Raw genomic sequence first — 21,894 nt, 5'->3', positions numbered from 1 at the left:
ACAATACATGGTAGACCGCAATTTTGATGATATTGCTGATAAATTTGCAAAAAACATCTATGGAACGACAAAAGGCAAAATCCGCGAAGCTGTTGTTTGGCAGGATCTCACACACTTAATTAGCCAGCAATTTCATGGGCAAACATTACGCATATTGGATGCAGGTGGTGGTGAAGGGCATTTTTCACGCAAACTTGCCGCATTAGGGCACCAAGTCATACTTTGCGATTTATCTGAAGAAATGCTGGAACGTGCAAGTGAACTTGCCGAAGCCCAAGGGATTAGCGAAAATATGCGCTTTATTCACTGCGCTGTACAGGACATCGGGCAATATATTGACCAACCTGTTGATTTAGTCCTTTTCCATGCGGTGTTAGAATGGATTAGCGATCAAAAATATGCAATTGAACGGTTGGTCGATATAATTAAGCCTCAAGGCGTATTTTCTGTCATGTTCTATAATGCTAATGGTCTAGTGATGCGAAATGCTATTTTAGGTAATTTTCACCTTGCTACGCCGCATATTCAACGCCGCCGTAAGCGATCATTATCGCCGCAAAATCCACTATTGCCGCAGCAAGTTGATGAATGGTTATCAGATTGCAAAATGGATATTATTGGTAAAAGTGGAGTGAGAGTATTTCATGATTACCTGCAAAGTAGGCAGTTACAGCAAAAAGACTTTCCTGCATTGCTTGAATTAGAACAACAATATTGTCGTCAGGAACCCTATATTAGCATGGGGCGTTATATTCATGTCATGGCGCGAAAACCGATAATAAAGGACGATTTATGAGTGATTTTTCCCAGACCGTCCCTGAACTCGTGTCTTGGGCACGAAAAAATGATTTTTCGATCTCATTGCCAGCAGAGCGTTTAGCTTTTTTGTTGGCGGTTGCAGTATTAAACAGTGAACGTGTTAATGGTGAAATGAGTGAAGGGGAACTGATTGATGCATTCCGTGAAGTTTGCAAAGGATTTGAGCAAACGACGGAGTCTTTATCTGTTAGAGCGAATAACGCTATTAATGATATGGTTCGCCAGAAAATATTTAACCGCTTTACGAGTGAAATTGCGGAAGGCAATGCTATTTACCGATTAACATCGCTAGGCATTGGGATCAGCGACTATTATATTCGTCAGCGTGAGTTTTCGACGTTAAGATTATCAATGCAGCTATCAATTGTGGCGGGAGAGCTACAAAGATCAGCAGAAGCTGCGGAAGAAGGTGGTGATGAGTTTTATTGGCACCGCTTTGTTTTTGCACCATTAAAATATTCTGTCGCGGAAATTTTTGATAGCATCGATCTGACTCAGCGTGTGATGGATGAACAACAAAATGGTGTGAAAGAAGACATTGCGGCGTTATTAAATCAGGACTGGCAGGCTGCGATTGCCAACTGTGAGCAATTACTTTCAGAAACATCCGGTACCTTGCGGGAGCTACAAGATACATTAGAAGCTGCCGGCGATAAGCTACAGGCCAATTTATTACGTATTCAAGAAGCGAATATGAATGCGCCTGAGTTCTCCGATAGAGTAGATCGACTGGTTTATGATTTACAGAACAAACTAGACCGTATTATTAGCTGGGGACAGCAATCTATCGACTTATGGATTGGCTACGATCGCCACGTGCATAAATTTATTCGTACAGCGATAGATATGGACAAAAATCGGATTTTCTCTCAGCGCCTTCGCCAATCAGTTCAACAATATCTTGATCACCCATGGGCACTGACGTATGCCAATGCAGAACGTTTATTTGATATGCGTGATGAAGAGTTAACCTTGAATGATGAAGAAGTGATGGGAGAGCTACCACCTGAACTTGAATTTGAAGAGTTCAGTGAGGTTAATGATCGACTTGCAGAGTTGATGGAATCCGAATTGGCATTCTATAAACAACAAAAACAGCCATTAGATGTCGCGCGAGTGGTAGAAGAATACTTGAAACAGTATCCACAGAAACGTCACTTTGATGTTACGCGTATTATCATTGATCAGGCAGTTAAATTAGGTATCGCAGAGGCTGATTTGGCGGGGTTACCGTCAGAGTGGCAAGCAATTAATGATCACGGAGCCAAGGTGCAGGCACATGTCATCGACAAATATTGAACAATTTATGCCAGTTAAACTGGTACAGGCATTGGCCAACCCGATATTTCCAGAGCTAGATAGCCAATTGCGTTCAGGGCGTCACATTAGCATTGATGATCTTGATAACCACGCATTCTTAATGGATTTTCAAGAGCCATTGGAACAATTCTACGCGCGTTATAACGTTGAACTGATCCGAGCGCCAGAAGGTTTCTTTTATTTACGCCCTCGTTCAACCACATTGATCCCGCGTTCAGTGCTTTCTGAGCTGGATATGATGGTGGGTAAAATTCTTTGCTACCTCTATTTAAGCCCTGAACGATTAGCTAACCAAGGTATCTTTACGGCTCAAGAGTTGTTTGAAGAGCTGTTATCGTTAGCAGATGAAAGCAAGTTATTAAAATTTGTTAACCAGCGTTCAACAGGTTCTGACTTAGATAAACAAAAATTACAAGAAAAACTAAGAACGTCATTAAACCGTTTACGCCGTTTAGGTATGGTGCACTTTATTCAAAATGACACTAACAGATTTGTGATTTCTGAATCTGTATTCCGTTTTGGCGCTGATGTTCGAAGTGGTGATAACGTACAAGAAGCTCAATTACGCATGATCCGTGATGGTGAAGCCATTTCCCTCGAAGAGGGGTTATCCTTACAGGATAACGACGATGAAGAAACAGATGATAACCAAGACGCGGCCGAAAGTGATGAGGATGAACAAGTATGATTGAACGCGGTAAATTTCGCTCACTGACGCTGATTAACTGGAATGGTTTTTTTGCGCGTACTTTTGACTTAGATGAATTAGTCACCACCCTATCAGGGGGAAATGGTGCGGGCAAATCAACGACCATGGCAGCATTTATTACCGCCATGATCCCTGACTTGACGCTATTACATTTTCGTAACACCACTGAAGCAGGAGCGACATCAGGGTCACGTGATAAAGGTTTGCATGGTAAGTTACGTCCTGGTGTGTGTTATGCCATTTTGGATGTACTGAACTCAAAACATCAACGTGTAATAGTGGGTGTTAGGCTGCAACAGGTCGCAGGACGTGATAAAAAAGTTGATATCAAACCGTTCATGATCCAAGGCGTACCAATTGCCACTGTCCCCACAGAAATACTGACTGAAGTTTTTGAAGGTCGACAAGCAAAAGTTATTCCGCTTAATGACTTAAAAGAACGAATGGAAGCTCAAGAGGGGATCCACTTTAAACAATTCAATTCTATCACTGACTATCATTCAGTATTGTTTGAATTAGGGGTGCTACCAAAACGTTTACGTTCAGCAAGCGATCGTAGTAAATATTACCGTTTGATTGAGGCATCACTTTACGGTGGTATTTCGAGTGCGATCACACGTTCATTACGTGATTACTTATTGCCTGAAAACAGTGGGGTACGTAAAGCTTTCCAAGATATGGAAGCGGCATTACGTGAAAACCGACTGACATTAGAAGCTATCCGTGTCACTCAGTCGGATCGCGACTTATTCAAACACTTAATTAGCCAAGCAACTGATTATGTTTCGGCTGATTACATGCGTCATTCTAATGAGCGGCGCATTCATCTTGATTCTGCGATGGCTGCGCGTAGCGAACTATTTGCTAGTCGCAAACAGCTACGCCAAGAGCAAGTTCGCAGTGTTGAAATTGCTCGTGAATTGAATGAACAAAATAGCTCATCATCTGACTTAGAAGCTGATTACCAAGCTGCGAGTGACCATTTAAATTTGGTGCAAACAGCACTTCGTCAACAAGAAAAAATCGATCGCTATCAGGCAGATATTGAAGAATTAACCTACCGCCTTGAAGAACAATCGGAAGTGGTTGCCGAGGCGACAGAACGTCAAGAAGAATTGGAAGCACGCTCAGAAGCTGCGGAAATTGAAGTTGATGAGCTAAAAAGCCAGCTGGCGGATTACCAGCAAGCACTGGATGTGCAGCAAACTCGTGCAATCCAGTATCAGCAAGCCTTACAAGCGTTGACGCGTGCACGTGAACTATGCCAATTACCTGAATTGTCTATCGATAATGCTGATGAATGGTTAGAAACTTTCGAAGCACGTGAGCAGCAAGCGACAGAAACTTTACTGTCGTTAGAGCAAAAAATGAGTGTTGCGGATGCCGCTCATAGCCAATTTGAACAGGCTTATCAACTAGTTAGAAATATGATTGGTGAAGTCAGCCGTAGCGATGCTTATCAACAAGCGAGGGCATTACTACGAGATTCGGCGTCACAACAACATTTAGCTGATCGTGTGCAGCCATTGCGTATGCAGCTTTCCGAGCTACAACAACGCTTAGATAGCCAGCAAAATGCAGAGCGTTTGTTAAGTGAATTCTGTAAGCGCCACAATAAGAGTTATGAACCTGATGAGCTGGATGCCTTGATGGCAGAGCTTGAAGCTCAACAAGAAGAGCTAAGTGTTGGTGTCAGCGACAGTGGCGAACGTCGCATGCAAATGCGTCAAGAGCTTGAACAAATTCGTCAACGCATTCAAGTACTCACCTCTAAAGCCCCCGCTTGGTTAATGGCACAAGAGGCATTAACCCAGCTGAATGAGCAAGCGAATGAAACTTTTGAGTCAAGTAGCGCTGTCACCGAACATATGCAGCAATTACTTGAACAAGAAAGGGAAATTACGGTTGAGCGTGATGAAGTCGCTGCTCAGCGACGTGAGTTAGAAAAGCAGATCGAACGTCTCAGCCAACCAAGTGGTGCTGAGGATGGCCGAATGCTGGCGCTAGCTGAACGACTAGGCGGTGTTTTATTGTCTGAGATTTATGATGACATCACCATTGACGATGCTCCGTATTTCTCGGCACTCTATGGACCTGCGCGCAATGGTATCGTCGTTCAAGATCTATCTGCTGTACGTAACCAATTAGAAACACTGCAAGATTGTCCTGAAGATGTCTACTTCATTGAAGGAGATCCATCTTCTTTCGATGATAGTGTCTTTGATGCTGAAGAATTTGAAAATGCGGTTTTAGTTCGTTCATCTGATAGGCAATGGCGTTTTTCTCGCTATCCAGAAGTGCCATTATTTGGTCGTGCTGCACGTGAAACACATCTTGACTCATTGACATTGGAACGCGATAGCCTAGCCGAGCGTTATGCGACATTATCGTTTGATGTCCAAAAAATTCAACGTTCGCATCAAGCGTTTAGTCGTTTTATCGGGCAGCACATTTCAGTGGCATTTGAAACGGATCCTGAAGCGGAAATTCGCACACTCAATCAAAAGCGTACTGAACTAGAACGTAGCTTGGCGCAGTTTGAAGAGCAAACTCAGCAACAACGTCAACAGTATGCACAAGGTAAGGAAAGCTTATCTGCGCTTAATCGTTTGATCCCATTAGTTGGCTTATTAATGGATGAAACGCTGGTAGACCGTGCTGATGAAATTCGTGATGAATTATCTGATGCTGAAGAAGCGGCGCATTTCCTTAACAAACATGGTCAATCACTGGCTAAATTAGAGCCAATCGTGACGGTGTTGTTGAGCGATCCTGAGCAACATGACCAGCTACGTCAAGATTACGAAACGGCAAAACATACCCAACAAACGGCTAAGCAACAGGCGTTTGCTTTAGTTGAAGTGGTTCAGCGTCGTGCTCACTTCAGTTACAGTGATTCAACGGGGATGGTTAATGAAAATGCTGACCTCAATGAAAAATTACGTCAGCGTTTGGAACAAGCAGAAGGTGAACGAAGCCGCGCTCGTGAACAGTTACGTCAGCAGCAATCGCAATCAGCGCAATTTAATCAAGTTTTAGCATCTCTACGCAGTTCATTTGATACTAAACAAGAGATGTTAAAAGAGCTCGAAGCCGAAATGCAGGATATTGGTGTTAAAGCAGATCCTGAGGCACAAGAAAGAGCACGCGTTCGTCGCGATGAGTTGCATCAATCAGTGATGGCAAATCGTAGCCGCATCAACCAATTGGAAAAACAACTTACCTTGTGTGAAGCAGAAATGGATAACCTGCAAAAACGCATTCGTAAGCTAGAAAAAGACTATTACTTGCTGCGCGAACAAGTTGTTTCGGCGAAAGCGGAATGGTGTGCGGTAATGCGTTTGGTGAAAGACAACGGTGTTGAACGTCGCTTACATCGTCGTGAGTTAGCTTACACCGATGGTGATAGTTTACGTTCCATGTCGGATAAAGCATTAGGTGCTTTGCGTTTAGCGGTTGCTGATAATGAACACTTACGAGATGTGCTGCGTTTATCGGAAGATCCAAAACGTCCAGAGCGCAAAATTCAATTCTTTATTGCTGTCTATCAACATCTGCGTGAACGTATCCGTCAAGATATCATTCGTACTGATGACCCGATTGATGCTATTGAGCAGATGGAAATTGAGTTAGCACGTTTAACGGAAGAGTTGACGGCTCGTGAACAAAAACTGGCCATTAGCTCGAAGAGTGTCGCGAATATTATTCGCAAAACGATCCAACGTGAGCAAAACCGTATTCGCATGTTGAACCAAGGCTTACAGGCGGTAGCATTTGGTCAAGTAAAAGGGGTGCGACTCAATGTTAATATTCGTGAAAGCCACTCTTTACTGTTAACTGTATTATCAGAAGAAAGTGAACTACATCAAGATCTGTTTACTAGCCAACGCTTAACCTTCTCTGAAGCTATGGCTAAGCTGTATCAACGTTTGAACCCACAAGTCGATGTGGGGCAACGTTTGCCGCAGACTATCGGTGAAGAATTACTAGACTATCGTAACTACCTTGAACTTGAAGTTGAGGTAAACCGTGGTTCCGATGGTTGGTTGAAAGCGGAAAGTGGTGCCTTGTCAACAGGGGAAGCTATCGGTACAGGTATGTCAATACTTGTAATGGTTGTACAAAGTTGGGAAGAAGAATCACGTCGCTTGCGTGCTAAAGATATCATACCTTGTCGTTTATTGTTCCTCGATGAAGCTGCGCGTTTGGATGCGAAGTCGATCGCTACTCTATTTGAACTGTGTGATCGTTTAGAAATGCAATTGATTATTGCTGCGCCCGAAAACATTAGCCCAGAGAAAGGTACCACCTATAAATTGGTTCGTAAGGTATTTGAGAATCGAGAGCATGTACATGTTGTTGGTTTAAAAGGATTTGGTCAAGAAGTAATCAATCAGCAACAGCCATCAGCGCAAGAGTAACCAGCTAACTCTTTCAGGCAAAGTTAAAACGGTGCTAAGCATAAATTAGCACCGTTTTTTTATTCTTATACTAACTGTAATTAATGAGTGACTGACTAAATAGACTATCAATATGAGATATTAGTCTCATTTTTATGATAATAAAGACATTACTATTTATTTTCTTGTGATGCATAACAAAAAATGATGCGAGATGTCTCTATAGTTTGCTTTTCGATTGCTCACTAGTTAATCAATTAATTAAGGATCACACATGAAAAAAACGACACTGACTTTAAGTGCCATTGCTTTGGTGCTCAGCTTTACCGCAACATCACAGGCAAAAGTATTAATGCCAGAAGTCGTCAGTTCTGGGGTTACAGTAGCTCAACTTGCTGAGCAGAAACCCGTTCACTGGGTTTCTATTGAGCAAATTAAAAATAGTCTTGAAGGTCAAGCTCCGATGGCAGTGGGTTTTGATATTGATGACACCGTATTGTTTTCTAGCCCAGGTTTTTACCGTGGTAAGCTAGAGTATTCACCAAATGATTTTAGCTATCTAAAAAATATTGAATTTTGGGAAAAAATGAATAATGAGTGGGATAAATTCAGTATGCCTAAACAAGTGGGTATTGATTTAGTCCAAATGCATTTAAAACGTGGTGATACCGTTTACTTTATTACTGGGCGTACTAAAACGAAAACAGAAACCGTCACCAAATATGTTCAAGAAGGGCTGGGGATCCCTGCGGATAAAATGAACCCAGTTATTTTTGCAGGTGATGAGCCGGGACAAAACAATAAAGTAAGTTGGATGCGTGATCATAAACTAAAAATTTATTATGGTGATGCAGATGCTGATATTGCAGCGGCTCGTGAATTGAATATCCGTGGCATCCGTATATTACGTGCAGCAAATTCATCTTACCAACCATTGCCTAAGGCTGGCCAATTTGGTGAAGAAGTCGTAATAAACTCGGAATATTAATTAAGCGTAAGCTAGTCCAGAAGATATCTAAGAAAAGACCCGATAGTATATAGGGTCTTTTTTTATGCTTAAGATATCAGCCTATTCTCTAAAATGTAACAAGCTTAAATCTTTTATTGATGATTGTTTTTGGATTTGTTTTTTTGGGGGATTTATTGCAATACTATTTTTCTTGAAAATTTTCATCTGAAAGTTAGCTAATTATTAACTTGATAAATCAGTAGATGCCCATTCACACATTAAATGACTAATGATCATATTTTTTGATGTATCTAAATTGATTGTTAGTTGTTTATTCTAAATTAATTGCAAATATCTTATATATTTCTTGTTCTGAGAATGAAGTTAGCTAAGTGTTGTGTGGTGATTTTAATTTAGATTATATTGACTCATCAAATCAGTTATTCTATTAATTAAATATTCTTTTTTATGCCAGAAGAAAACGATTTTAGCATTGTAATTCTATTTATAAATATAATTTTTTACTGAAATTATATTTTGAAAATATATTTTTTGATCGAATATTATAAAATAACGTTGATTTTAAAGGAGTAAAATAAGTTGTAAGAATATGATGTATTTAAAAATATTTTGAAATAAATCCATCTTGTATGATGCCAGCCTAAATTAGTAATAATCATACTTATAGTGGAATATAAAAATGAATAAGGTTACTTTAGTTGTTACTGCTGTTTCTGTAGCATTGTTAAGTCATTCTGCAATTGCAGATGTTAGCTGGGCTGGTTGGAATAATAATATTTATTCTGAAAATTCTCATGCTGATGCGGCAAAAACATCAAATAATTTAAATGTACTAGCCAAAAATGTAGACTCAGTGAATGCAGACCTACAAAATAGTAAAGCTGCACAAAATAGTATTAATCAAAACCAATCATTAATTAATCAAACTCAATCTAATATCAACCAGAGCCAAGCAGCTACAAATCAGAACCAAGCGATGCTTAATCATAAGCAGGATGTGATTAATAATGACCAAGCAGTGATTAATACTAAGCAAGATGTCATTAATAAAGATCAAGCAGTGATTAATACTAAGCAAGATGTCATTAATAAAGATCAAGCAGTGATTAACACTAAGCAAGATGGCATTAATAAAGACCAAGCAGTGATTAATACTAAGCAAGATGGCATTAATAAAGATCAAACGGTTTTTAATAATAACCAGATTGCAGTGAATAATCAGCAAAAAGTGATTAATAAACAAGTTGATAGCAGACTTAACCAGTTAGATGGACGAGTTAACTCTTTAGATCGTCGTGTTGATTCATTAAATAATGAATTGAAAAGAGGTTTAGCATCACAATCTGCATTATCTGGTTTATTCCAACCTTATAATGTTGGTAAATTTAACGTATCGATGGCTCTTGGTGGGTATAAATCAAATACGGCTTTAGCACTAGGTTCTGGCTACCGTGTGAATGAGAATATCGCATTCAAAACAGGCGTAGCATCGAATACTGAAGATTTTAAAGGTGTCAGCTATAATGCCGCTGTAAATTTTGAATGGTAATGAGTTTTTAAGTAATAATTAGTTATTATACTTAAGCTATATTTTTATGGGAGCAGGCTCAAGGCCTGCTTTTTTATGTGCAAATTAATGCCTATCCATATATAGATTGCAAATCCATTAAAAGTGTAAATGGTTCTTTTTTTCAATAATCAGAGCATTTTTTCTTTTATATATCCATTAAGCTGATTTTATGATATTTAAGTATAAAATTAGTCTATTCCTATAAAATATTTTTTAGAATTTAATACAATGTACTTTAAATAGCTTGATGTTGGATTTTCTGCAACAGGAAACAATACCTGATAAACATGAAAAGACAATGATTCGAGCGAGTAATGTCGTTGTTGTATTTCAGTGTAAAATAGCGTGACTTGAAATATGACAAAGATATGTCATCAATATAATAAAAAGAAAATTATCCATATTGTGGTCACTTAAGGTGGATTTATGGCAAATAAAAGGGCGAAAGCTCTGCGAATTTCAGTAATCTGTGGATTGTTGTCAATGCAATTTCCTGTTCTTTCTGCACAAGAGGTTGGTATTGGTCACGTGCAAACAGAGGAAGTAGTACAGCAAAATGTTATTGCAACACCTGAAATGACAATCAGTCCTAGTGAAAGCTTAGCTCAAATTACAGCAGCACTGCCCGTAGGAGTTAAACCTGTCTTTTCGTCACAGTTATCCAAAATTTATGCTGATCAACAAATGAAATTATTATGGCAAGATGAAACGGCCATTGAACAATTTCAGCAGCAGTTAGCAGAGTTAGCACTTTCTGGAGTTCAGCCTCAATTTAGTGAATGGTTATTGAGCCTTGAAAATGCTCAACTGAGTGAACTAGGACGAGATGTTATTCTTTCGGATGCCATGTTAGGGTATTTACAATACCTTTCAGGTGTTTCAGCCAATGGGCAATTTTGGCTATATCGCAAACAACCTTATAAATTAGTCGCGCCAACGGCAACACAAATAAAACCATGGCTAGACGCTGTTTCTGAACACCGCCTGAGTGAATGGATTAAAGCTCAAGCTCCACAAAATGAGCTGTATCAGCCGATGCGTAAGGAGATGTTGAAGCAGCTTAATATGAATGATGATGGTTTAGAGCTAGTCGATACTAAGACGCTAAAACCTGGCCAGTCCAGTGACGATGTGATTACGTTGCGTGAAATTTTGTATCGACAAGGTTTACTCGATGAAGCTGCGGTTGGTGAGGCATTAGATGCTTCAGCAACGGAAGCTGAAATAGCGGCAGCAACAGCAAAAGCCCGTTTATACAGTGATGAGCTGGTTGAAGCTGTTAAGAAATTCCAACTGCAATATGGCTTAGAAGCGGATGGAATGGTGGGTAAAGGGACAAAAGTTTGGCTAAATATGAAGCCTCAGCAAAAAGCTGGGTTAATGGCGCTAAATATTCAACGCTTACGTATTATTCCTGACAGTAATGGAACTGGGATTTTAGTGAATATTCCCGGTTTTTCATTAAATTTTTATCTCAACGATGAGATCATTTTAGATTCAAAAGTGATTGTTGGGCGCCCTGATCGCAAAACGCCTATTATGAGCAGTGCATTAAATAATGTTGTGATTAACCCGCCATGGAGCGTACCAACTAGCATGGCTCGTAAGGATATTGCGCCGAAAGGTAAGCAAGACCCGAGTTACTTTAGTCGCAAAGGATATACGGTTTATTCGGGTTGGGGTCAGGACTCTTTTGAAATTGATCCATATTCGATTGATTGGGAACAAATTTCTCCTGCCAACTTCCCTTATCGTATTCGCCAAGCTCCAGGTCCCACAAACTCTTTAGGCCGCTATAAGTTTAATATGCCGAGTTCTGATGCGATTTATTTACATGATACGCCGAACCACAGTTTGTTTAACCGCAGTGCAAGGGCAATTAGCTCCGGCTGTGTGCGGGTGAATAAAGCAAATGAACTTGCGTCGATTTTATTAGGGGATGCGGGGTGGGAGCAAAAGCGTATTGATGGCGCAATTAAAGAGGGCTCAACAAAGTATGTCAATATACCGGATAGGATCCCTGTTTATCTGTATTATCAAACCGCATGGGTCGATAAAGATCAACAGCCACAGTACCGAGCAGATATTTATCAATATGACAACAGCATTAATAATGCAGAGGAATATTTACCAGCGATAAAAAATATTCTGCATTAGTACATTAATTGATTTCAGGGAGACTTCTCCCTGAAATCATTCTTAAATAGTGATCAAGATGTAAACTCTAATTCATTTGAAGTATAACTAAGCGACCTGTGAACGAGTTTTTAGGCGTACACAAAATGCGGTAATTGGCGCGAGTGAATGATGTCGCTTATATCTTGATGAAAAACGAGATAACTTGAAGTTTGATATGTATATACTCAAATCTTACGTTATTTGGTTGTTATTCCCTTTCTTAAACTAAAAAAATTATTTTTCACTATCAATTAGTGATGTACTTCTCTTTTTTGATGATAATAAGTTTAATTTGCGTTTATTTACTCACTTATTTACATTTTTATACATTCAAATTAAATATCATTTGTTAGACTGGTAAATAGCGCGGGTTTTGCCCTATTTAAATAACGTATACTCTAAATAATTCGAGCTACTGTTAGGCGTCAAACGAACGAGTCGCTAGGAGCATAGAAAACTGTGTGACTGGTGCCAGTGAACGTAGTCAGTCAATAGTTCAGTAACTTGAAATATGAAGAGCATAATTAAAATCTGAGTTATTCACTATGGATATAATTGACCAAAATCGCCGCAAGTGGTTGGGTGTTGGCGCAGCAACCCTTGGGTTGAGTTTATTACCAAGTCATGTATTTGCTGCTATGACTACCCCAAGACCTAGAGTTTTGCGTTTTCAAAATATCAATACAGGTGAATTTTTGAAAACAGAATTTTTTGATGGACGTCATTATAATAAATCAGAGCTTGCTCGGCTAAATCATCTATTCCGTGATCACCGTAGTGATAAAGTAAAAACGATTGATCCTAAATTATTCGATCAAATTTATCTTTTACAGATGATGATGGGGTCAAATAAACCTATTCAACTCATTTCTGGTTACCGTTCTTTAGAAACCAATAATGCATTGCGTCGCACCAGTAGTGGCGTGGCTAAAAAAAGCTACCACACTCGCGGGCAAGCGATGGATTTCCATATTGAAGGTTTGCAGTTGAGTAATATTCGTAAAGCCGCGCTGAAAATGAAAGCGGGTGGTGTAGGGTATTATCCAAGAAGTAATTTTGTGCATATTGATACTGGCCCTGCCCGCACTTGGTAATTATTCTAATTATTCGTCATACTTCACGCCGCAGCGTTGTTGACTACGCTCGGCTACCCGAGTCACATACTTATGTATGCTCCCCGGGATATCCTCACTTGTCGCCTAGCTGCAACGCGAATTATTTAGAATAATTGTTAGCAAATTTATTTTTAGAATGATTAATTGATTTGTTTTTGTTTTACTGGTTATGTTTAAATTATTTTGAATGGCTGGTTGTGGCTGTTCCTCTTCATTTACACTCTTCTCTGACTTCGGTATGCTCCCAATAATTATTTTTATTCTTTTAGCTGTTACGCAGATGGCTTAGTGCGTATGCAGCATAAATACGGAGCAAATGTTCAATGAAATATATGATTATCCCAGTAACGCCATTTATGCAAAATTGTCACATTATTTGGGATGAAAATACGTTGGAAGCCGTGATTGTTGACCCAGGCGGTGAAGCAGAGAAACTGATCGCGGCGATTGAAAGTCGTGACCTAAAACTGACTAAAATATTACTGACTCATGGGCATTCTGATCATATTGGTGCGTCTGCAACGATTTCAAAGCATTTTTCTGTGCCAATTTATGGCCCGCAAAAAGAAGATGCATTTTGGATTGAAAATTTAGCCCAACAAAATGCGATGTTTAATATCGGCGATTGTCCTGATTTTACACCTGATTATTGGTTAGAAGAAGGGCAAACAGTAACCTGTGGTGGACTAAGTTTTGATGTATTGCATTGTCCGGGACATACGCCAGGTCATATTATATTTGTTAATCATGCAGACAAACTTATTTCAATGGGCGATGTATTATTTAAAGGTGGTGTGGGGCGTAGCGATTTTCCACGTGGAGACCATCAAGCATTGATTTCTTCAATTAAAAATAAAGTCTTACCATTGGGCGATGAATACCAATTTATATCAGGGCATGGGCCAATGTCTGATCTAGGGTATGAACGTAAAACCAATCCGTTCTTACAAGATGAGCAACCTGTTTGGTAGTAGACTAATAAAAAATGCCCCTCTGTTTGCACAAGAGGGGCATTCCTGTCATCGTAAATCTTAATCGTTATATAATACTCGTCATACTTCAAGTTGTAGCGTTACTACTGCACGATATTGACAGAGTCACTATGTATATCTATGCTCTCCGTCCATCTTTAATGGTGCTCTAACTACAACTCGAATTATTTGGAGTATAGAATTAGATTACTTTAACGATAGCGTCACACAGTGGAACCATGTTCTCAAGTGTTAGGCCTGCGACGTTAATACGTCCAGAGCTCACTGCATAGATACCAAATTCACTACGTAAACGTTCTACCTGCTCTTTTGTTAGCCCACTGAAGGAGAACATACCATTTTGGTTTATAATGAAGCTGAAGTCCTGCTTAGCGCCTTTTTCTTCAAGGGTATTGACTAGCAGTTGGCGCATACGTTTAATACGCTCACGCATCGAGGTCAATTCTTGGATCCACTCAGCTTTTAGTGCTTCATCAGACAAAATAGTCGTAACAACTGCTGCACCATGTGCTGGTGGGTTTGAGTAGTTAGCACGAATAACGGCTTTTGCTTGGCTAAATGCACGTTCTGCGTTGTCACTGTCTTTAGCGATAATCGTACAGGCACCAACACGCTCATTGTATAAGCCAAAGTTTTTCGAGTAAGAACTCGCGACGATCATTTCAGGGTTTTCTTTGGTAAAGATACGCAGACCTTCCGCATCTTCCTCTAAGCCTTTTGCAAAACCTTGATAGGCAAAATCAAATACAGGGAGTAGACCTTTTTCTGCACACAGGGTGGATAATTTAGCCCATTGCTCAGAAGTTGGATCAATACCGGTTGGGTTATGGCAGCAACCGTGCAGCACAATGACATCCCCTGCAACCGCAGAAGCAAGGCTATTAAGCATACCAGCAAAATCCATTCCATGGCTTGCTGCATCATAATAGTTATACGTGAGGACTTCTAACCCAGCGGCTTCAAAAATGTTTTTATGGTTTGGCCAAGTTGGATTACTGATCCAAACACGTTTTGCATTGGTTTGGTTAGCGATAAAATCTGCTGCGATACGCAGTGCGCCTGTACCACCCGGAGCTTGTGCAGTACGAGCACGTTTAGAGGTGACAATTTCATGATCTTTGCCAAATAGCAGCTCTTGGGTCACACGACCGAATTCTGGCATACCACTGATGGCAAGATAGTTTTTGGTGTTTTCGTTTTCTAGCAGAAATTTCTCTGCTTTTTTAACTGTGTCTAATACAGGGGTTTTACCTGATTCGTCTTTGTAGACGCCGATACCGAGGTTAATTTTATTATCACGAGGATCAGCACGGAAACTATCAGCAAGGCCTAAAATAGGGTCAGCAGGAGCAGCAGTAATTTTTTCAAACATGTTGTCGATTCCAAAGCTCAGTTGTTAAGCCGAAAATGTTGAATGCTCAGGTTAACGCGCAGAAAACAATTTGCCAACCGTTTTGCCAAAAATTGGCAAGATCTTGTGATATAGATATAAATTGTATGCAATATGACCATAAATAGCACAAAAGGCAGTGTTATTAGAAGAGCGGTTACATTTATCTAAAAATCTTATCTTGAACCCTAAAAAATGTTTATTACGAGATGCTTCTATCCATCAACATTGCTTCTTTTTATTACCAGCGATTTGTTGTGAATAGTGACTTAATCTTTGAACAACCCGTTGATTTTTTTTTAATATCCCTTCCATTTTTCATGGTTTCTTTTCTTGCGTAGCTGGTAATACTGCTAGTGGTAGTCGCTCGGAAAATACTGAACAAGATGTTTTAGAAGATATTTTTACCAAATGTACAGGTGTTCGAATTATTCAAAGAATAATAATTCGTATAGAAGATTTCTTACTAATAAACCAGTGGGTATATTTATGAAAAATAATATCAACAATGAGTTAGATCATCGTGTTAGGGAGGTGCTAGAGCAATCAGAGGTTGTAACAGATCCAATGCACCAATTGGGTGATGAGGTTAATCCTAAATCACTATTGGTAAAAGCGTATGGTTTGGCTAATGAACAATTTGCTAGAATTGTAGGGCTACATGATGTCTCTACGAACGCTGTAATGGGTGATTGCCGAGGCTTAGTAGGGCTTCTATCTAAATTAGCAGTTCCATTTTCTGACATCAAATGCAACGACTCATTTCCTTATGGTTTTGGTGATCCTATTTCTACCAGTATTTATTACCCATCAGATATTTCAAACCTTGAAAAACTCCCCGTAATCAACTTTGTGGGAGGAATTTTATCGAATCAGGGGCATTATACCGAGATGATAACGCATTGGGCTAGCTATGGATTTATTGTGGTGATCAGCTCAAATTTTATTAATTCAACTATTGCGATGCATCTGCTTGGTTTCCTTTCTTTGAGTCAAATGAATCGAGATCCTGATTCCCCTGTCTATGGGAAGGTCGATCTGGCAAATAGTATCGTTGCAGGGCACTCCGCTGGAGGGCATGCGACATTGCGAACGGCAAGTCTATCGGACGAAGCACTGGCTATGGTTGACTCTGATATCGGTATTTCAGGGGCTCTATCTATTGAGCCAGGCCCTTTAGCTATGGGAGGAACCGTGAAGAAGCCGACACTATTATTGACAGGTTTGGCAGATGTCGTCGTTCCACCTTTTACATGGCCTAGTTTATGGTTGTTGCCTTTAATAAAGAAAGTTCCTGCATGGGGAGCTACAGCGCTGACAGCAACACACTTTAGCCCGTTAAGGCCTTTGGTGGACAATGAGTTTGCTGGGATAACAACTGCATGGATCCTTTATATGGCTAAAGGGGATGCAAGTGCCAAAGAATATTTTGTTGGGGAAAACTATAAATTAGCAAAAGATACACAATTTATTCAAAATACGCTAAATCCATTGCGGGTTAGTCGTAATGCGTTGGCAAAAAATTTAAGCTAATTACGAAAAACAGGAGGTATGGGGATAGTTGGTTCTGAGGATGGAGCCTTATATTTAATAAACGATTGTTTACTGAAGTGCATTTAGTGAACAATAAAAAAGCAACGCCGAAGCGTTGCTTTTCAAAAACAGATTTCACTGCTATCTAAATTATTGTTTAAACAATAATTAGAATTGGTAGACTAGGCCCAGACCAACGACGTTGTCAGTATTGATGCCGTATTCTTTAGTGAAGTCATTGTCTTTCAGCAGGTTAATTTTGTAATCAACAACTGCAGACATATTTTTGTTGAAGTAGTAGTAAGAACCAACAGAAATATATTTAACTAGGTCTTGGTTGTTGTAACCGTTACCTAAGTTTTTACCTTTAGATTGGTTATAACCGATAGATGGTTTCAGACCGAAGTCGAACAGGTACTGAGCCACCAATTCAACGTTTTCAGTTTTGTTAGCGATCAGATCTAGGTCACCGTAGCGAGATGTATTCTGAGTTTGGCCATACATAGCTGCTAAGTAAACGTTGTTAGCGTCGAATTTACCACCAACGTTCCATGCTTGAGCACGATCACCCGTTGCACTGTAGTAAGTTTTTGCGCTAGTACCAGTACCGGTAGTTACTGAACCTGCTTGTTGGCTTGGAGTACGAGAAGAACTTGAGTAACCACCACCCAGTGTTACACCCCAACCTAAGTCATAAGCGGTAGACAAACCGAAACCGTCGCCGTTGTCTTTAGCCATACCAGCGCCAGACTTGTTGTTGTCGCCGTTTTTACCTTGATATTGCAGAGCAAAGCTCAGGCCATCAACATAACCGAAAGCATTGTTGTTACGGTAAGTTAACAGGTTACGGTTACGGCTAGTCATGAAGTTGTCAGTCTGAGCCATAGTGTCCGCGCCCCACAGTGGGAATACGTCGGTCCATGCGTTGGTGTCATAGACAACACCGTAGTTACGGCCGTAGTCGATTGAACCGAAGTCAGCAAATTTCAAACCAGCATATGCTAGACGGTTTTTGTTTTCGTTGTTGCTTTCAGACTTGTTAGTCTTAGTTTCCCACTCGAAACGACCGAAACCAGTCAGTTGGTCAGTGATTTGAGTGTCACCTTTAACACCTAAACGAACACGTGAATCGTCGCCATCTTCGCTTTTCTTGCCTTTGTCAGCAGAAGCAAAATAGTGACGAACGTCAACTTTACCGTAAACGTCTAATTTGTTGCCATCTTTGTTGTATACTTCAGCTGCGTTTGCTGCGCCGGCAGCCAACAGAGCTGGGATAACCATTGCAAGAATATTGCGTTTCATCATTATTATTACCCTCATTGGTGTTATTCGGACACCTGCCACTGCCAAAAATAATTCGCAAAAATAATTGGAACTATTTATGAGAGATTAGTGTCGTCTATGTCGGCGTCCAGTGTTCCATTGCTAAATAAATTTATCTACCCTCAAAGTGCTACAAAAATAAAGATTCTGAAACAAATGGTAACAAGGTGTTTCTAAATGTAAAAAATAGAATAAAAAATAACCACAGGTTTGACCAGTTTAAAAATAATTACAAAATTTAGGGAACTTTTTCAAAGGTCAAATTGAGCTTTTTTTGAACAAGTTGGAGAGGGATAAGTAATAGATTTATCCAAAGAAAACCGAAAAAATGATGAGAAAAGCAGATTTTTCTTAGCTAAGGTAAATGGCACTCACGAATAGGTGATTTATTGAACTATATAAGCAATAGTGTGATGCAGATAACAAATATAATAAAGGGAAGTCATTAATGAACTAAAATAATATCGGGCTATTAAGCATAAAACAGCCCGATATTGAATAGATGTTAAGAATTAGAATGCAGCATTTCTTGGGGTACGTGGGAATGGGATCACTTCACGAACGTTACCTACACCAGTGACATAAGCCACTAAGCGTTCAAAACCAAGACCGAAACCTGAATGAGGCACGGTGCCGTAACGGCGCAGATCACGGTACCACCAGTAATCTTCTTTATTCATACCCATCTCAGCAAGGCGTGCATCTAACATATCAAGGCGCTCCTCACGTTGTGAGCCACCGATGATTTCACCAATACCCGGTGCCAGAACGTCCATTGCTGCCACGGTTTTGCCATCTTCGTTAAGACGCATATAGAAAGCTTTAATATCTTTCGGGTAGTTTTTAACGACAACAGGCGCTTTAAAGTGTTGCTCAGCTAAATAGCGCTCGTGTTCGGAAGACATATCGACGCCCCAGTAAACTGGGTTTTCAAATTTCTGGCCACAATTTTCTAAGATCTTGATGGCATCAGTGTAGTCTACTTGAGCAAAATCTGAGCTTACAAAGCTTTCTAAGCGATTGATAACTTCTTTATCAACACGTTGAGCAAAGAACTCTAGGTCATCACGACGTTCATCCAGCGCAGCTTTGAAGACAAACTTCAGCATTTGCTCAGCGAGACCCGCGACATCATCAAGGTTAGCAAATGCAACTTCAGGCTCAACCATCCAAAACTCAGCCAAGTGACGGCTAGTATTGGAGTTTTCCGCGCGGAAGGTAGGGCCGAAAGTATAAACTTTGCTCAGTGCAGTTGCATAAGCTTCACCGTTCAGCTGACCTGATACCGTTAAGAACGCTTCTTTGCCGAAAAAGTCCTCACTGAAATCAACTTCGCCTTTATCGTTACGTGGCAGGTTGTTATAGTCCAGCGTTGAAACGCGGAACATTTCACCTGCGCCTTCGGTATCTGATGCGGTAATTATTGGGGTTGAAACCCAAAAATAGCCTTGTTCATCAAAGAAACGATGCAATGCTTGTGCAAGGGTGTGACGAACACGAGCAACAGCGCCGATTAAGTTAGTACGTGGGCGTAAATGTGCTGTTTCACGAAGGTATTCAACGCTATGACGTTTTGCTGCCATTGGGTATGTGTCAGGATCTTCAACCCAACCCACTACCTTCACTGCGGTTGCATCCATTTCAAAAGATTGGCCTTGGCCTGGTGACTCTTTGACGATCCCCGTGACCTCAACAGAACAACCTGTCGTTAAATGCAGTACTTCGTCGTTATAATTGGATAAATTATTATTGATGACAGCCTGTAATGGATTGAAGCAGGAACCGTCATAAACGGCGAGGAAAGAAAAACCAGCATTTGAATCTCTCCTTGTACGTACCCAGCCTTGAACGGTGACTTCAGAGCCAACCGCCACACGGCCTTGCAGTACATCGACTACAGGCGCTACGATCATAAAAATTACTCTCTTTTATATAAACGAAATAAATAATGATATTTTCACTGCGCTTAATAGGCATTTAATGCTTATTTATAGCCCAGTGAACGTATTTGTGTTCCTGAAATGCGATATATCAGGTTCGACTTTCTATGTTACTTGCAGTGGGGCAGGAAACAAGTAAAAAATCGCGACTTTTGCACTATCTTTTGCACTATAAAGGAACAAACAGGTTTAGCTATAACCTAATTCATATCTGAATAGCAAGAAGAAGTCTATTTTTGTGTGATGCCTAGATGGTAGTAAGAGGCATCACACAAGGAAGAAAAAAAGAATTAACAGGCTTTTTCCATTTTTGGTAGGTCAAATGCTTTACGTAGCTGATTGACGAACTCATCATCTTCACAAATGGTTTTACCCGGGCTATCAGAAAGTTTAGCGACGGGTTTGCCATTACACTCAACCAATTTAATGACGATATTCAATGGAATAACGCCGGGTATATTGCAGGTTAATCGCGTACCAATACCAAACACCAGATTGATGCGTTTGTGGAAATAACGATAAAGCTCTAAGGATTTTTGCAGATCAAGGCTATCGGAAAATACCAAGGTTTTGCTCATTGGATCGATACCCAATTTTTCATAATGGGCAATCGCTTTTTCTCCCCATTCAATAGGATCACCTGAATCATGGCGTAATCCTTGGTAGCGCTTCGCAAAATCGGCATCAAAATCGCGCAAGAACGCATCCATGGTGATACAATCGGTTAAAGCAATACCAAGTTGATCTGGATATTCATCAAGCCAGCTTTGTAAAGCTGCTATTTGGCTATTGGCTAACTCAGGGCTAATTTGTTGGTGAGCTTGGAACCATTCATGTGCTTGTGTCCCGACAGGGGAGAGTCCAAGTTCATGAGCTAACTTATAGTTGCTTGTTCCAACAAGGTAAGGGAATTCCTTTTTGAGCACAGACACGATCGCGGATTGTACATCATATGAAAAACGACGACGGGTGCCAAAGTCCATTAATTTGAAACGGCTGAGGTCGATATGATCCTCTTCCGCTTGGCTATAAAACACTGTAAGTAATTTTTTTAGCTGTTTTACAGCATCATCCGCAGTAATTTGCGGATGTCTATCGCGTTGAACAATTTCACTGACGAGAGCTAGTAGGGGAACTTCCCACATAATCACTTCGACCCATGGTCCACTGATGCGAATAGCTAATTGCCCATCATCAGTGGTCGAGATATCGACTTGCTCTGGTTTGAAATGGAATTGTTTCAGCCATGTGAGGTAGTCCTCTTTAAAGAAAGGTAGGCTACTTAAGTAATGGAACTCTTCCTTGGTTAGGGAGAGGTCTGCCATTAATTGCACTTGTTGGCGGATTTCATTGGCATAGGTGCCTAAAATTTCACTACTACGGCAACGGAACTCGGCAACAACCGGAACTTGGCTGTAATGGTGAAACACGGCCTGCTGCATATGAAGCTTATAAGCATCAGTGTCGAGCAGTGATGTAATAATCGGGGTAGCGTCTAGATTCATGGCGCGCAGGCGTCCTCGCGGAGCTATCTACTTATTAGCTAAATCGTTAAAGTTGGAAAAGTATACCCATTTTGCTAGAAGATAGAAGTCAAATTGATCATTCATTGCTGGTATCGCATTTCCAATTTCT

General features: G+C 40.3%; 14 protein-coding genes. 10 read left to right on the top strand and 4 right to left on the bottom strand.

The window, feature by feature from the left end; translation table 11 throughout:
• Positions 1-7: 7 nt before the first annotated feature.
• The 9 genes from cmoM to JI723_RS13670 all read left to right on the top strand — a co-directional run bounded on the left by cmoM (position 8) and on the right by JI723_RS13670 (position 14,052).
• Complete coding sequence (cmoM, locus tag JI723_RS13710; protein WP_070924886.1) at positions 8-796, top strand: tRNA uridine 5-oxyacetic acid(34) methyltransferase CmoM; 789 nt, start codon at positions 8-10, stop codon at positions 794-796.
• The gene (gene mukF / locus JI723_RS13705) at positions 793-2,118 is read left to right on the top strand and encodes a chromosome partition protein MukF (protein ID WP_070924885.1); all 1,326 of its coding nucleotides are present in this window, start codon (positions 793-795) and stop codon (positions 2,116-2,118) included. Before cmoM ends, mukF begins: the two co-directional genes overlap by 4 nt.
• Complete coding sequence (mukE, locus tag JI723_RS13700; protein ID WP_336193299.1) at positions 2,099-2,827, top strand: chromosome partition protein MukE; 729 nt, start codon at positions 2,099-2,101, stop codon at positions 2,825-2,827. The genes mukF and mukE overlap by 20 nt, the downstream gene beginning before the upstream one ends.
• Positions 2,824-7,269 (top strand): chromosome partition protein MukB, encoded by a 4,446-nt coding sequence (mukB, locus tag JI723_RS13695; RefSeq protein ID WP_272580917.1) that lies wholly within the window; start codon positions 2,824-2,826, stop codon positions 7,267-7,269. Before mukE ends, mukB begins: the two co-directional genes overlap by 4 nt.
• A 253-nt stretch (positions 7,270-7,522) precedes the next feature.
• A complete protein-coding gene (gene aphA, locus JI723_RS13690) occupies positions 7,523-8,236 on the top strand; it encodes an acid phosphatase AphA (RefSeq protein ID WP_070924882.1) in 714 nt (237 codons plus the stop codon).
• 661 nt (positions 8,237-8,897) lie between these two features.
• Complete coding sequence (locus tag JI723_RS13685; protein ID WP_337979461.1) at positions 8,898-9,767, top strand: YadA C-terminal domain-containing protein; 870 nt, start codon at positions 8,898-8,900, stop codon at positions 9,765-9,767.
• 447 nt (positions 9,768-10,214) lie between these two features.
• Positions 10,215-11,945: a L,D-transpeptidase gene (ldtD, locus tag JI723_RS13680; protein ID WP_337979460.1), complete on the top strand. Its 1,731-nt coding sequence runs from the start codon at positions 10,215-10,217 to the stop codon at positions 11,943-11,945.
• Between the two features lie 566 nt (positions 11,946-12,511).
• The gene (gene mepK / locus JI723_RS13675) at positions 12,512-13,060 is read left to right on the top strand and encodes a peptidoglycan L,D-endopeptidase MepK (protein ID WP_140180710.1); all 549 of its coding nucleotides are present in this window, start codon (positions 12,512-12,514) and stop codon (positions 13,058-13,060) included.
• Positions 13,061-13,404: 344 nt separating this feature from the next.
• Entirely contained in the window at positions 13,405-14,052 is a 648-nt protein-coding gene (locus JI723_RS13670; RefSeq protein ID WP_272580914.1) for an MBL fold metallo-hydrolase, read from the top strand.
• A gap of 202 nt (positions 14,053-14,254) precedes the next feature.
• On the opposite strand, the gene JI723_RS13665 is transcribed toward JI723_RS13670, so the two are convergent.
• Positions 14,255-15,445 (bottom strand): amino acid aminotransferase, encoded by a 1,191-nt coding sequence (locus tag JI723_RS13665; RefSeq protein WP_070924879.1) that lies wholly within the window; start codon positions 15,443-15,445, stop codon positions 14,255-14,257.
• Between the two features lie 507 nt (positions 15,446-15,952).
• Between JI723_RS13665 and JI723_RS13660 the strand changes: the two genes are divergently transcribed.
• On the top strand, positions 15,953-16,996 hold the full coding sequence (locus JI723_RS13660) for a poly(ethylene terephthalate) hydrolase family protein (RefSeq protein WP_337979459.1): 1,044 nt from the start codon (positions 15,953-15,955) through the stop codon (positions 16,994-16,996).
• A 168-nt stretch (positions 16,997-17,164) separates the two neighbouring features.
• Here the strand turns inward: JI723_RS13660 and JI723_RS13655 are convergent, their stop codons facing one another.
• From JI723_RS13655 to pncB, 3 genes are all read right to left on the bottom strand, one after another.
• A complete protein-coding gene (locus JI723_RS13655) occupies positions 17,165-18,301 on the bottom strand; it encodes a porin (protein WP_315968970.1) in 1,137 nt (378 codons plus the stop codon).
• Positions 18,302-18,831: 530 nt separating this feature from the next.
• Positions 18,832-20,232, bottom strand: coding sequence for an asparagine--tRNA ligase (gene asnS / locus JI723_RS13650; RefSeq protein WP_272580912.1), 1,401 nt, complete (start codon positions 20,230-20,232; stop codon positions 18,832-18,834).
• A gap of 317 nt (positions 20,233-20,549) precedes the next feature.
• On the bottom strand, positions 20,550-21,764 hold the full coding sequence (gene pncB, locus JI723_RS13645) for a nicotinate phosphoribosyltransferase (RefSeq protein WP_272580911.1): 1,215 nt from the start codon (positions 21,762-21,764) through the stop codon (positions 20,550-20,552).
• Positions 21,765-21,894: the final 130 nt, after the last annotated feature.

Origin of the sequence: Providencia manganoxydans (assembly GCF_016618195.1) — a bacterium.
In the GTDB taxonomy this organism is placed as follows: Bacteria; Pseudomonadota; Gammaproteobacteria; order Enterobacterales; family Enterobacteriaceae; genus Providencia; species Providencia manganoxydans.
This window is presented reverse-complemented; position numbering and strand designations above follow the sequence as displayed.

Bases quoted from the DNA above. Each gene is read 5' to 3' on its own strand.
- mukF (WP_070924885.1), top strand. From the start codon at position 793: ATGAGTGATTTTTCCCAGACCGTCCCTGAACTCGTGTCTTGGGCACGA.
- mukE (WP_336193299.1), top strand. From the start codon at position 2,099: ATGTCATCGACAAATATTGAACAATTTATGCCAGTTAAACTGGTACAG.
- asnS (WP_272580912.1), bottom strand. From the start codon at position 20,232: ATGATCGTAGCGCCTGTAGTCGATGTACTGCAAGGCCGTGTGGCGGTT.
- ldtD (WP_337979460.1), top strand. From the start codon at position 10,215: ATGGCAAATAAAAGGGCGAAAGCTCTGCGAATTTCAGTAATCTGTGGA.
- mepK (WP_140180710.1), top strand. From the start codon at position 12,512: ATGGATATAATTGACCAAAATCGCCGCAAGTGGTTGGGTGTTGGCGCA.
- mukB (WP_272580917.1), top strand. From the start codon at position 2,824: ATGATTGAACGCGGTAAATTTCGCTCACTGACGCTGATTAACTGGAAT.
- pncB (WP_272580911.1), bottom strand. From the start codon at position 21,764: ATGAATCTAGACGCTACCCCGATTATTACATCACTGCTCGACACTGAT.
- JI723_RS13685 (WP_337979461.1), top strand. From the start codon at position 8,898: ATGAATAAGGTTACTTTAGTTGTTACTGCTGTTTCTGTAGCATTGTTA.
- JI723_RS13660 (WP_337979459.1), top strand. From the start codon at position 15,953: ATGAAAAATAATATCAACAATGAGTTAGATCATCGTGTTAGGGAGGTG.
- JI723_RS13670 (WP_272580914.1), top strand. From the start codon at position 13,405: ATGAAATATATGATTATCCCAGTAACGCCATTTATGCAAAATTGTCAC.
- cmoM (WP_070924886.1), top strand. From the start codon at position 8: ATGGTAGACCGCAATTTTGATGATATTGCTGATAAATTTGCAAAAAAC.
- JI723_RS13665 (WP_070924879.1), bottom strand. From the start codon at position 15,445: ATGTTTGAAAAAATTACTGCTGCTCCTGCTGACCCTATTTTAGGCCTT.
- aphA (WP_070924882.1), top strand. From the start codon at position 7,523: ATGAAAAAAACGACACTGACTTTAAGTGCCATTGCTTTGGTGCTCAGC.
- JI723_RS13655 (WP_315968970.1), bottom strand. From the start codon at position 18,301: ATGATGAAACGCAATATTCTTGCAATGGTTATCCCAGCTCTGTTGGCT.